The following is a 12146-nucleotide window of genomic DNA, read 5'->3' as shown; positions in this document are numbered from 1 at the left end:
AGCACTATCTGCCGGGCGCGCGGCCTGCGAGGCTGGCCGAATCCCCGGATCGACCGATAGTGGTCCGGGCTCTCGCGTAAGCCGCTATCCGAGGAGTTGTCCGGTGACCAAGCAAGTGCCGCGCGTCGAGGAACTGGGTGCCGGTTTCACGCCACGCCTGTGGTGGACCCTGATCCTGCTCGCGGCGGCGGTGGCGCTCGACGTCGGCAGTGTGGCGGTGGTCAATCCGGCACTGCCCGACATCGGGCGGGAGCTGCGGATGGACGACGCCCTCCTCCAGTGGACGATGACCGGCTACGGGATCACGTTCGCGGGCTGTCTGCTGTTCGGCGGCAGGCTGGCCGACGTCTTCAGCAGGCGGCTGGTGCTTGCGGCGGGTATCGGTGTCTTCGCGGTGGGCGCGCTCGCCCCGGTCGTCGTGCCCACGGCGGAGGTGCTGATCGCGGCCAGGGCGGCGCAGGGGATGGGCGCGGCCTTGTCCGTACCCGCGGCGATGGCGTTGCTGTTCCAGGTCTTTCCGCCGGGCCGCCTGCGCAACCGCGCACTGGGCGTCTACACCGCTGTGGGCGCGGCGAGCTTCGGCGTCGGGCTGGTGCTCGGTGGCGTGCTCACCAGCGCGTTCGGCTGGCACGCGGTATTCGCCTTCAGCGCGGTGATGAGCGTGCTGGTCCTGCTCGGCATCCGGCCGCTGCTGCCGAGTTCGACCGGAGATCGGCGTCCGGTCGACCTGCCCGGCGCGGCGATGGTCACCGCCGGCTTGCTGGCGGGGATCTTCGCGGTGACCAGGGCGGGCGAGGTCGGCCTCGCGGACACCGGCACGATCTTGTCGGCACTGCTGGCGATCCTTCTCCTCGCCGGGTTCGTGCTCTGGGAGCGCCGGGCTCCGGAGCCGCTGTTCTCGGTCGGCATCCTGCGTTCCCGGCCGGTCCGGGCGGCGACCCTCGCCGGTGGCCTGTTCTTCTTCGCGCTCAACGGGGTCCTGTTCTTCGCGCCGCTCTACATGCAGGGCATGCTCGGCTACACACCCCTGCAGTCGGGGCTGGCGGTGCTCCCGATGAGCCTGCTCGTGGCCGTGTCGTCGAACGTCGCGGGCCGTCTGCTGTCGCGGTTCGGTCAGCGGCGGGTCCTCGTCGTCGGACTTCTCCTGCTCGCGGCGGGCGTCGCGCTCTGGCTCCGCACTCCGATGGACGGCGACTACCTGACGCATGTCCTGCCGGGAGTCGCGGTGATGGCCATCGGGCAGGGACTGGCCTACACCGCGCTCACCGCGGCGTCGCTCACGGGCGTCCCCGGTGAGCGGCACGGTGTCGCCGGCGCGTTCAACATCACCGCACAGCAGATCGGCTCGAGCGTCGGTATCGCCGCGCTCGTGGCGTTCGCCTCGGCGCTCGCCGGATCGGGGGAGCAGGCCGAACGCCTTTCCACGTACCACGCGGTCTACCTGGTCATCAGCTGCACCGTCGTCGTGGGCGCACTGATCACCGCCGCCTTGTTCGGCCGCCGCACGGACGATCGGGCGGCGGAAGTGAGCGCTCCGGTCACCGGATGAGCGGCGCGGACCGCCGGATCACCGCCAGTGCAGAGATCGAAGGGAGTCGAGTAACCGTGAGGATCGCTTTGCTGGGCCCGCTCGAGGTGGTTCACGACGGAAGGCCGAGCGTGCCATCGGCCCCGAAGCAGCGGACGCTGCTGGCGCTGCTGTTGCTGAACGCCAACCACGAGGTGAGCGTCGCCCAGTGCGCCAGAGAGCTCGGGGACGGCGCGTCGAAGAACTGCTCGGTGTCGACCGTGCACACGCACATCCTGCAGCTGCGCAAGGCACTCGGCCCGGCGGCGGGGCGCCTGCGCACCACCGGAGCCGGTCCCGACGCGGGCTATCTGTTCAGCACCGAGCCGGGGGAACTCGATCTCGACAGGTTCGACGAACTCGTGGCGGTCGCGCGGATCCGGCGCGCGGACGGGAAACTCGGCGACGCGGCCGAAGCGATCACCGAGGCGCTGGATCTGTGGCGCACCGAGGCACTCGTCGACGTCAAGACCGGGCCAGGGGCACAGCGAACCTTGGTCGGGCTGCGGTCCAAACGCATGGAGGCCGTCGTGCTCTGCGCCGACCTGGCGCTCCGGCTGGGCCGTCATCGCCAGGTACTCGGCAAGCTCACCGCGTTGGTGCACCGGCATCCGGCTGAGGAACGGCTCACCGCGTGCCTGATGACGGCGCTCTACCGCAGCGGCAGGCAGGCCGACGCCCTGGCGGTGTATCACCGTTTCCTGGCCGTCGCCGAGACGGGATCCCGAGCGCTGAGCGAACTCCAGACGGCCATCCTGCTCGCCGATCCGGTGCTGGAAGGACCCGCGGTGGCACCGGCCGGTCTCGCAGCGGACCTCATCACCGCCGGCTAGTCACCGAGACCATCCGGCGGTCCGGAGCGCGTTTCGGTCCCGCAGGTACTTTCCGTTGGTGGTGCGGGGGAGCGCGGGAAGGACGTGGTAACGCGATGGTGTCTTCTCCGCTCCCAGCAGCCGGCGACACCACGACCCGAGGTGATCCGGGTCCAGCGCCGTCGTGCCCGCCACGTGGGCCTCGATGACGTCGGAGCCGAGAACGACCACGTCGGTGACCTCGCGATGCGCCGCCAGCACTCGTTCGATCTCGAGCAGGTCCAGATCCCGATGGCCCCCGCCGGCGCGTTCGGTCCGGCCGAGGAGTTGCAGCGAGCCGGTGACCGGGTCCCGCCGGACCCGGTCACCGGTGGAGAGCCAGCCACCGAACCAGGGTTCGGCCTCGATGACGTACGGCGAACGGGCCAGATGGACGTCCAGCACGCCGTCCGCGACCCGGGTGCGGATCCCCGGGACCGGTTTCCCGACACCGGAGACCGCGAACCGGCCCGCGACGTCCATCGCGATCACGCCGGTCTCGGTGGTGCCGTAGGCCTGGCCGATGCGCACACCGTGGCGGTCCCGGAAGCGGTCGAAGACCTCGTGATGCAGGACGTCTCCGCTGGAGATCGCCGCGCGCAGCGAGGTGAAGGGGGCGACGGTTTCTTCGCTGAGCCGCGCGAAGTCCCGCGGTTCACCGAGGACGACGTCCGCTGTCCGCACCACCGACGAGCGGGCGGGGAACAGCAGGGGAGCACCGGTGTCGAGCCCGTGCAGGACACCGCCGACCATGCCGAAGGAATGCGCGAGGGAGTTCAGCAGCAGCACCCGTTCCCCCGGCCCGGGAACACCGTCCACCGCCGAGATCCGCCCGAGCTCGGCGAGGATCGACTCCGGCGTCCGGCCGATGAGCTTTCCCGTGCCGGTGGTACCCGAGGAGAGCTGGAGCAGACAGTGGCCGGTCGAGGCGGGTTCGCCGTCGGGCAGCCGCCTCACCAGCACTTCGCATTCGTCGGTGAACGGGCGGCTCCTGCGCCCGCTGCCGCCGAAAGTGACGAAATACCGCGGACGCCACCGGCCGAGCAGACAGGTCATCTCGTCGAGGCAGGTCTTCTGCTCGATCAGGGCGACTTGCGCGCCCAGCTCCCACAACGCGAACACGGACCACAACTGGGTGAAACCGGGGGTTCCGTGCAGGGCGACCGTGGTGCCCGCCCCGATGCCGTGATGGCGGTACACGCCGGCGAGCCAGGCCACCTCCGCGCGGAGGCGGCCACGGGTGACGGCACGTTCCCCGTATGCCCAGAGCTCGTCGTCGGAACCGCGGCCGAGAAGGTCTTCTCCCCACCAGGATCGCCTTTTCATGCCCACCACCGTCCGAAGGCCGGTCCCGCGCGGTTCGCTGTCCGGGCGGGACCGGCGGAAGTCACTTTTCCAGACAGAATTCGCCGACGGGCCAGCCGACGTGGCGCTGGTCGGTGGCCAGGTGCCCCAGTACCTGCGTGCCCGGTGTGAGCTCGGTGACGTTGAGCACCGCGCCGCCGGGGCCGAGAACCCGCACGTGCCAGTCGTCCTGGACGATCAGGTTGACGACGACGCCTTCCTCGGAAACGGCCTTGATGCTCAGCAGCGGCCGGGACTCGAGTTTGATCCGCCCGACCACGATCCGGCGGGTGCGGCCGTCGGCGCCGACGCCGAGTACCGTGCTCCCGGCCTTGAGTTCGCTCAGGTAGTTCGTCCGGTTGTCCTGCCCGAACACATAGGAGTGCAACGCCCCGGCGTTGATCCGGAACGGTCGCGTCGGCATGTAGGGCAGCGGATGGGTTTCGCTGCAGCACAGGATGAACCCCTGCGAGTACGAGCCGACCAGCATGCCCTCGTCCTCGCCGAAATGGGTGCAGGTGTCGATGCAGACCCGGTCGCCGAGCCCGCAGTGCTCGATCGACTCGACGGTCAGTTTGGTCAGGCTCAGCTGCGGTGTCTTGTCCCGCAGGATCTCCATCAGGCCGAAGACGTCGTTGGCGTCGCGGGGCGCCAGCAGCACACCCTCGGAGCCTTTTTCGAGGACGTCCACGATGATCTGCGCCTCTTCGAGATCGGCGGCCTGGCAGATCAGCCGCCCAGGCGAGCCGTCCGCCGCCGCGATGACGATTTCGAGCGGGATCTTCGTCGGGTCGCGGAATTCCACCACCGTGTAGGGCAGCGAGCGCGCGGAGTCGCAGGCGAGGGTCAGCGACGCGTCGTCGCGCACGTGCACCAGCCCGGCGATGTCGGTCTTTTCGTCGTACCAGGCGCTTTTGAGGGCGTTCAGGTCGGCTTCCCCGCCCACGGCGCGGAGGTGCACCAAACCCTCGCCGGCGCCGTTCTGATCCGGCCGGACCAGAACGCGCTTGACGGTCGCGGGAAGGGTGTCGAGGAGCCGCACGTCGTCGTGGACCAAGGCGTCCACCCTCGCGTGCACGGCCGCGTCGACGACCGCCTCTCGTTGGGTGTCGGGCACGGTACGGAGATCGATCCAGGCGAACTTCACGGGGCACCAACCAGTTCCTTGCGCAGAGAGTCGGTCGTCTGGGAGCCGTGGATCGCCACGGCCAGTTCACGTACGGCCTGGCGCGGGTCGGGGCTTTCGAAGACCCGCCTGCCCACGGCCACGCCACGGCAGCCCGCCGCCAGCGCCGAGGTGGCGAACTCGGCGAGGCCGCCTCCGACGGCGGCGCCGCCCGCGACCACGACCGGGATCGGTGAGCTCAGCACCACCTGGGCCATCCTCTCGGCGGGGACGGCGAGCACCGTTTTGACGATGTCCGCGCCGAGATCGGCCGCGATGCCGACCACGTGCGCGAGCAGCGCCGGATCACTCGGATCACTGATCCGGGGGCCGCGGGGGTAGATCATGGCCAGCAAGGGCATGCCCCAATTCGTGCAGGCCGAAGCGACGGCGCCCAGATCCGCCAGCTGCGCCGCTTCGGTCTCGGATCCGATGTTGACGTGCACGCTGACCGCGTCCGCGCCCAGCCGCACCGCTTCGTCGACTCCGCCGACGAGCACTTTGGCGTCGCGGTCGGTGGCGTGCGTGGTGCTGGCGGAAAGATGAACCACGAGGGAACAATCGCCCAGCGAGGCCGGATCGACCATTCTCGCGCGGCCCTTGTGCACGACGATCGCGTCGCCGCCGCCGTCCGAGATGTCTTCTATCAAGCGATTGAAAGCCGCCGCGCTGCCGATGGGCCCGTCGGATATCGAATGGTCGAGCGGTACGAAGAGGTATCTGTTGTCGGCACGCCGGGAAAGGCGTGCCATGCGTAGTGATTTCCCGGTGAGAAGAGTGACTGACATCTGCCCGCCTAGCGTGTCGTGTCCGAAGTACCTGCCTTTGGCTCCGGGCTCCGCATCCGGCATTCGAGCGGTGCGGGATTCTCCCTGCAGCCAGGCTGGCAGCGCACGCTGAAGAATCGGGCGAAAATCGGCGGAAGTCAGCCGCTCGGCGCGGGGTCGCGCTCCTCGTGCGCGCGCTTCGTCTCGGCGGCCGCCGCGGCGAGCGTGTCGAGAGCGGCCTGGGAGGGGCTGCCCTTGTCCGCGGTGTAGGTCACGAGCTTCTGGTCGAGCACGCCGGGGATGGCGAGGGATTCATAGTGCAGTTCGAGCCTGCCCACCAACGGGTGATCGAACTCCCGCAGGCCGTGGCTCCGGTCCTGGACGTCGTGGTTCTCCCACCACTGCCGGAAATCCTCGCTCTTCAGGAACAGTTCCCCGACCAACGCGACGATGCCGGGATCGTCCGGGTAGCGGCCGACCGCCACCCGCAGGTGCGCCAGTTCCTGCCGGGCCATCTGCTCCCAGTCCACGTACAACTGCCGGGCCGCGGGATCGCAGAATCCGTGCCACACCATATTGCGCAGCGGTGGACGGCAGGCCTCGAAATCGGTGAGCAGCGCGACCGCGAGATCGTTCCAGGCGAGGACTTCCATCCGCCGGCCCACGACGAACGCGGGCGTGCTCGGGTCGAGTAGCTCGAGCAGCCTGCGCACACTCGGCCGGACCTCCTCGTCGGAGTTCGCGCGCCGCGGCGCCGGTTCCGAGCGGGCGAGGGTGTACAGGTGACCGCGTTCGTCTTCGTCGAGACCCAGCACCCGCGACAGCGCCTCCAGCACCGTGGGCGATGGCCGCCCGTCCCGGCCCTGCTCCATCCGTACGTAGTAATCGACGCTGATCCCGGCGAGATGGGCGATTTCGGTACGGCGCAGGCCGGGAGTGCGCCGACGGCCGACGGACGTCAGTCCCACGTCCTCCGGCCGCAGCCGATCGCGCCGGGACCGCAGGAAATCGCTGAGTTCCTTCCTTGCCTGCACCTACCCATTATGGCGGAACCGTCGCGGCCGACAACCTCGGTAAGCTGGTAATGCCAGTACTAGGTTGGCGATTACCACTACCGGATCAACCGTGTCGCCGAAGGCCGTTTCAAGATGGCGGTTCTTTTGAGGGAAGGTCGAACGTGTCGTGGTTGTGCGCGGGCCGGTAGGGAGGTAAGGCTCCCCACGCCGCGTCCGATGCGCCGGTGGGCACCTTCGTCGGGTGGAACGAAGGCGTAATTCGCGTGTTCGGACACGTGACTCGCGTGTCTGGATGCCGCACTCGGGTGTCCGGCGTCCAAGCACGCGAGATCCGTGTCCGATCACGCGAGTACGGTTTCGCGGAATCAGGCCAATCGGGCCCACCGCCGGAAGATGTCACATATGGCCAGTCGAGATGGTCTATGAGTGCCACCCCGCGGGCAAGCGTTCAGGCGAGCCGTAGGCCGGACAGGCTGTCCGGCACTTCGACGGTGGGCAGTTTGTCGGTTTTGAGAATGGCTTCGAACAGCCGTTTCGTCTGCGGGCTGGGTTCCAGTCCCAGGTCTTCGGCGAGTGTGCGGCGGAGCCGATGGAACACCATCACCGATTCCGCGCGCTGGCCGGAACGATAATGCGCCACCATCAGCTGGGCGTGGATGTTCTCGTCCATCGGATGGGCGCAGATGAGCTGCCGCAGTTCGGCGATCACCGCGCGGTGCCTACCCAGTCTGAGATCGGCGTCTATGCGCTCGCCGAGGACGCTGAACCTGGTCTCCTTGATCTCCAGCCGGTAGGCGGCGATCGACGGGCCCGGGCGTACGTCGGCGAGAACGGGCTCCTCGCACAACCGCAGGGCGGAGTGGAAGAGCGTGGAGGCCCGGCGTACGTTGTCCCGCCCCAGTTCTTCTCTCGCCGTTTCGACCAGTCTGTCGAAGAGTTCCTTGTCGAGGCTCTCCCGGGGTATCACCAGCTGATACCCCTGGTGCCTGGTGCGCAGTTCCAGCGCCGCGTCCGGTGAGATGGCGCTCATCGGTATGGACCGGAGCACCTTGCGCAACTGCAGCGTATAGGTCTGCAGCGTCGACAACGCACTCTTCGGCGGGTCCGTCGGCCACAATTCGTCGATGCAGCAGTCCACCGAAACGACTTCGTTGGAGTTAATCATGAACAATGCGAGAAGATGTCGTAACTTGGGTGCCGTCGGCGTGTAGTCAACACCATTGACGGACAAGGAGAGACGGCCAAGTATACGCAACTTCATGATACCCCCGTATGCGCAATTGATATGATGCTCGAATGGCGAAAACCGGCCAAACATCCTATGTTTCATCCTAGCAGGATCACTCTGGGCTGAACGGGTGTTCCCAAGGGTGCTGAAGCGGCGTCCCGCTGACACACGGCGACATACGCGTGGCGGGATTCACCGATGGCTGGTCCATTCGTTCCTTCATGGCGGCGGCCGTGGCCTTGCGTGACAACCGCGCCGCCCGTGTTTCGAGCGACCGTGGAACTCCGGTGATCTTCCGTATTCACGGAACGGCATCGACGCCGGTACTGTCAATGTCTTTTGAGGCGCCCTTTGGTGAATGCGGGCGCGGAACGAACGTTTCCGCGCCCGCCGGGCTCAGCCCGCGCGCCTGCCGAGAACCTCGGTGATCAGCTTCGGCACCTCGCCGCCGTGCCAGGAACTGGGCGAGAACCGCTCCTGCGCGATCCCTTCCCAGAGTTCGCCGTCGTCCAGCGAAATGCCTTCCTCGCGGGGGACGAGGGAGCCGATTTCCTGGGCCGCGACGCCTTCACCGGCGAGGGTCTTCTTGGCGAGTCCGACGTCCTGTGGCCGCACGGCGACCACGAGCGTCCAGTCGCCCCAGGCCTGCGCGAGCTCGAACGGGCCGAGTCCGGACTGCGCGCAGACGTCGGCGGGCGCGTCGTCCAGCCGGATGTCCGTGGTGATCCGCGCGCCGAGACCGTTGGCGCCACAAAGGGTCCGCACGGTCGGGAAGAGACCGTCGGAGACGTCCATCGCGGCGCGCGCCAGCCCGGCCGTGGCGAGGATCCTGCCCGCGGCCACCTGGGCCATCGGACGGCACGCGCGCTCGCGGACGTCCTCAACAAGCGGTCCGGGAAGCCGTGCCTGCTTTTCGACGAGCAGCGCGTACGCCCACAGATAGCCGGGCGAACCGACCAGCAGCAGGCGGTCGCCGGCTTCGGCGCCCGCGCGACCGAGCCGTCCGCCGGGGACGCATCGGCCGATCGCGGTCGCGGTGAGCTGCCGGACCGGGCCGTCCCGGAGATCGCCGCCGACGACCTTGGTGCCGTGCACCTTCGTGCAGTCGTCCACGCCGTCGAGAAGCCGCCGGAATTCACCCGCCGTGGTCGTCTTCGGCAGGGTGTAGTTGACGACCAGGCCGAGCGGGGTGGCGCCGGCCGCGGCGAGATCCGAGAGGTTGATCGTCGCCAGCAGCCACCCGGCGTGGTAGGGATCCGTTTCGCCGAGGATGGTGACCAGCGGCGTGGGGCAGCTGTCGGTGGTGGCGACCAGTTCGCCGCGCAGCCCTTCCGTGGCGTCGAGGACCGCGCAGTCGTCCCCGAAGCCGCGGACACCGCCGTAGCGCGGCCGCAGGATGTGCTCGAGGATCGCGTGCTCGCCGAGGTCGCCGAGCCGGACGTCGTCGCCGATCGGCGAGAGTTCAGTTACGCCCGACATGATCCGCCAATCGGGACGGGGCGACGTTGTGGTCGCTCGAGTAGTTGTTGGGCATCGTGCCGTAGGGCTGTTCGCTGCCGGTGGAGGCGAACAGCATCAGGTTGCAGATCCGCGTTCCGGGGTGCAGGAGCACCGGATGCCGCAGGTGGTTCACGATCTCCAGGGTCAGTACGGCGCCGGTCTCGCTGCCGAAGCCGGGGCTGACCTGACCGCACAGGACGACGCTGATGCCGAGTCGCGCGTAGTCGCTGGTGCCGTCGACGAGCCCGGCGAGTTTCTCCGAAAGCCCGATCTTCTCCAGCGTCGGCGCGAGAACGACTTCGCCGGGCTCGACGCGCAGCCTGCCTTCGGCGTCGAGTTCCTTCGGCCGGAGCTCCGGATACGTGCTCCGGTCGGCGATGTCGACGGTTCCGGTCGATTCCAGCGCGAACGCCTCATGACCGAGCCGCAAGCTGATCGCGGCGGGGCGGACGAGGGCGGGTTCGAACGGGGTGATCGTCAGTTCCCCGGTGCGATGCGCGCGTTTGATGGCCCGGTCGGTGAGGATGCCGCGGCGCGGGGCGGGCCAGGTCAGCGGCATGCCGCCACCGCTTTCGCGACGGCGCCGACCAGGACGCGGAAATCGGTCTCGGTCAGTTCGCCATTGGGCTGGTCGTCGGACTCTCCGGGTTCGCAGTACACGACCGTGGTGCCGGTGCGGTGCGGCCCCTGGACCACCACTGTCGCGGTCAATCCCGCTTCGATGGGCCGGACGGTGTGGACGACGGTGGTGTCGCACGAGTAGACGTCGCCGAGCCGGACGTGCGGGGTCTTCCCCACCGCGAGCCGGGCATCGCCGTCCGCGAGCAACGTGGCCGGATTCGCCGGATCGGCGCCGTAGCGGTACCGGGTGTACGGCTTCCCGCCTTCGGTCGTTTCGTGGAACTCGGCCATGTGCAGGCCCGCGCCCGCGACGATGGCCGAGGCGAATTCCCACCGATGGCTGTGCGGATTGGACTCGCCGCGGGACGGCTCCGCGGATTCCGGCCAGACATGGAGCCGGATGCGGAAATCGGCGGAGGCGTGGAGCACCATTTTGGCGAATCCGTTGGGATGCCAGTAGGAACGCTTCGCCGCGGCGCGGACGGCTTCCTCGTCGCCGAGGATTTCTTCGAGCCACGAAAGGAAAGTGCCGGGGGAGTCCTGTACCCGGTGCGCGACCGTGCGCAGCCAGGCAAGGTCCGCGTCGCCGTGGCCGGGGCGACTGCCGGTGACCTCACGGAGGAACGCGTGCGCGCCCGCGGGCGCGGCCGTGAGGGTCGAGGGCGGGGTGTCGATCATGGAGTTCCTGGGGTTCCTGGAGGGCTGAGCGGGGGCCCGGCGGCGGCCAAGGCGGCCGCGCGGAGCGCGGTGACGGCGTCCAATGTCTGCCAGATGGGTAGGTCGCCGCTTCCCCATGCCCACAGTCCCTGATCGGCGTCGTAGCGCTCCCAAAGGGTTCCGAGCGCCCGGTTGAGCCGGGGGAGTGGCAGGAAGGGGGCGGTGGCGAGCGCTTGGACGACCCAGGCTGCGGTGAAGTGCCGGATGATGATCCGGGTCGTTCCTTCCCCGTCGGGGCGAGGCCGTTCGAGATCCTCGGCCACGCCATCGTCCGAATGCGACCGGTCGATGAGCCATTGTGTGGCTTCGTCGGCCGCCTCACGGACGTCGTTGCGATCTTCACGGCTGCGCAGGACTTCCCGCAGAGCGACGACCGATCGCGCGGTGTGCACCACCGACGCCTCCGGGGCGACGAGCCCGGCCTCGTTCTTCTCCGGCCACAGCTGTGAGCCGTCGAAGTCGAGCCGGGCCGCCAGGAGGGCGTCGATCAGCCGGTCGGTCAGCGGGGCGTCCGGCCGGAGCCGGACCGCCGTGTGCAACACGGCGGACAACAGGTACGGGCGGGTCCTGCTGTACGGATCGAGCGACCCCTCGAGCTGGTCCAGCCCTTCGTCGGCGGACATGGTGCTGGTGCGGAAAAGCGCGTCCACCACCGAAGCGGTGGTCTCCGGCCGTTTGCCGCCCGCGCGGCCCCGCCAGCCGTGTGCCGATTGGAGCCGGTACAGATCTTCGGCGAGCGTATGTAGGTCGATGTAGGGATCGCCTACCACCAGCATGGTGTTGATCCCGTACGCGGTGCTGAGCGCCTTCGGCCCGGTGCTCTTCTGCAGGTTGTGCCGCCAGCCGAGCGGTTTCCCGTGCTCGTCCCGGATCAGGCGCTCGGCGAGTTTGGCGCCGACGGTGTGGAAGACCTGCAGCAGTGACCGCGAGGTGTCGACGGTGGCGGCGTCACCGACGACGGGCGGAGTGTGGTCTTGGGGTGAACGGGCCGTCTCCACCAGGGTGAACAGCTTGTTCGCGGCGCGGAAGTGATCGTCGAGCTGTCGCGCGTTATGCGCCGACGGCAGGTATTTCCCGGTCTCCCACTGGGTCAGGTTCGCCCTGGTGACACCGATGATCCGGGCGGTCTCCGCCTGCGTTTCGCCCGCGGCCTTGCGCAGCCGCCGCAGCTCACGTCCGACACCCGACGCGGTAACGGTTTCCGCATCAGGGCTTACCGGCTGCTGCCCAGCCGATGTAGGCTTCATGTAGGCACTAGACACGGGCTTACCTACCTTTGGTAGGCAATGTAGGGCGGTGACTGAACGTGCACACAACGGGGAGAGTACAGCAAGGGAATCGGACCGTGCTGGCGCGTGGGTCAACGTCGG

General features: G+C 68.6%; 11 protein-coding genes. 2 read left to right on the top strand and 9 right to left on the bottom strand.

The features are described 5' to 3' along the window. Positions 1 to 103 precede the first annotated feature (103 nt). Together DMH01_RS08195 and DMH01_RS08190 are read left to right on the top strand one after the other, a co-directional pair. Positions 104 to 1549 carry an MFS transporter gene (locus DMH01_RS08195; protein ID WP_199745406.1) on the top strand — a complete coding sequence of 482 codons (1446 nt, stop codon included), beginning with the start codon at positions 104 to 106 and terminating at the stop codon, positions 1547 to 1549. Positions 1550 to 1659: 110 nt separating this feature from the next. Further along, positions 1660 to 2400, top strand: a complete 741-nt coding sequence (locus tag DMH01_RS08190; protein WP_158633199.1) for an AfsR/SARP family transcriptional regulator — start codon at positions 1660 to 1662, stop codon at positions 2398 to 2400. On the opposite strand, the gene DMH01_RS08185 is transcribed toward DMH01_RS08190, so the two are convergent. The 9 genes from DMH01_RS08185 to DMH01_RS08145 all read right to left on the bottom strand — a co-directional run bounded on the left by DMH01_RS08185 (position 2401) and on the right by DMH01_RS08145 (position 12023). After that, entirely contained in the window at positions 2401 to 3744 is a 1344-nt protein-coding gene (locus DMH01_RS08185) for a class I adenylate-forming enzyme family protein (protein ID WP_125674788.1), read from the bottom strand. 61 nt (positions 3745 to 3805) lie between these two features. Beyond that, positions 3806 to 4909, bottom strand: a complete 1104-nt coding sequence (locus DMH01_RS08180; protein ID WP_125674786.1) for a 3-dehydroquinate synthase II — start codon at positions 4907 to 4909, stop codon at positions 3806 to 3808. Continuing rightward, positions 4906 to 5679, bottom strand: a complete 774-nt coding sequence (locus DMH01_RS08175; protein WP_233621448.1) for a 2-amino-3,7-dideoxy-D-threo-hept-6-ulosonate synthase — start codon at positions 5677 to 5679, stop codon at positions 4906 to 4908. Before DMH01_RS08175 ends, DMH01_RS08180 begins: the two co-directional genes overlap by 4 nt. A gap of 173 nt (positions 5680 to 5852) precedes the next feature. Further along, positions 5853 to 6728: a helix-turn-helix transcriptional regulator gene (locus DMH01_RS08170; RefSeq protein ID WP_125674782.1), complete on the bottom strand. Its 876-nt coding sequence runs from the start codon at positions 6726 to 6728 to the stop codon at positions 5853 to 5855. Between the two features lie 430 nt (positions 6729 to 7158). Beyond that, a complete protein-coding gene (locus tag DMH01_RS08165; RefSeq protein ID WP_255432047.1) occupies positions 7159 to 7971 on the bottom strand; it encodes an AfsR/SARP family transcriptional regulator in 813 nt (270 codons plus the stop codon). A 363-nt stretch (positions 7972 to 8334) separates the two neighbouring features. Then, positions 8335 to 9417, bottom strand: a complete 1083-nt coding sequence (locus tag DMH01_RS08160; protein ID WP_125674778.1) for a thiamine-monophosphate kinase — start codon at positions 9415 to 9417, stop codon at positions 8335 to 8337. Further along, positions 9401 to 9997 carry a dCTP deaminase gene (dcd, locus tag DMH01_RS08155; RefSeq protein WP_125674776.1) on the bottom strand — a complete coding sequence of 199 codons (597 nt, stop codon included), beginning with the start codon at positions 9995 to 9997 and terminating at the stop codon, positions 9401 to 9403. The genes DMH01_RS08160 and dcd overlap by 17 nt, the downstream gene beginning before the upstream one ends. Next, positions 9988 to 10737, bottom strand: coding sequence for a hypothetical protein (locus DMH01_RS08150; protein WP_125674774.1), 750 nt, complete (start codon positions 10735 to 10737; stop codon positions 9988 to 9990). The genes dcd and DMH01_RS08150 overlap by 10 nt, the downstream gene beginning before the upstream one ends. Then, a complete protein-coding gene (locus tag DMH01_RS08145; protein WP_125674772.1) occupies positions 10734 to 12023 on the bottom strand; it encodes a helix-turn-helix transcriptional regulator in 1290 nt (429 codons plus the stop codon). The genes DMH01_RS08150 and DMH01_RS08145 overlap by 4 nt, the downstream gene beginning before the upstream one ends. Positions 12024 to 12146 lie beyond the last annotated feature (123 nt).

The sequence above is a fragment of the Amycolatopsis sp. WAC 04182 genome, assembly GCF_003947465.1.
Taxonomy (GTDB): domain Bacteria; phylum Actinomycetota; class Actinomycetes; order Mycobacteriales; family Pseudonocardiaceae; genus Amycolatopsis.
This window is presented reverse-complemented; position numbering and strand designations above follow the sequence as displayed.

Bases quoted from the DNA above. Each gene is read 5' to 3' on its own strand.
- DMH01_RS08185 (WP_125674788.1), bottom strand. From the start codon at position 3,744: ATGAAAAGGCGATCCTGGTGGGGAGAAGACCTTCTCGGCCGCGGTTCC.
- DMH01_RS08150 (WP_125674774.1), bottom strand. From the start codon at position 10,737: ATGATCGACACCCCGCCCTCGACCCTCACGGCCGCGCCCGCGGGCGCG.
- DMH01_RS08165 (WP_255432047.1), bottom strand. From the start codon at position 7,971: ATGAAGTTGCGTATACTTGGCCGTCTCTCCTTGTCCGTCAATGGTGTT.
- DMH01_RS08175 (WP_233621448.1), bottom strand. From the start codon at position 5,679: ATGGCACGCCTTTCCCGGCGTGCCGACAACAGATACCTCTTCGTACCG.
- dcd (WP_125674776.1), bottom strand. From the start codon at position 9,997: ATGCCGCTGACCTGGCCCGCCCCGCGCCGCGGCATCCTCACCGACCGG.
- DMH01_RS08160 (WP_125674778.1), bottom strand. From the start codon at position 9,417: ATGTCGGGCGTAACTGAACTCTCGCCGATCGGCGACGACGTCCGGCTC.
- DMH01_RS08145 (WP_125674772.1), bottom strand. From the start codon at position 12,023: ATGAAGCCTACATCGGCTGGGCAGCAGCCGGTAAGCCCTGATGCGGAA.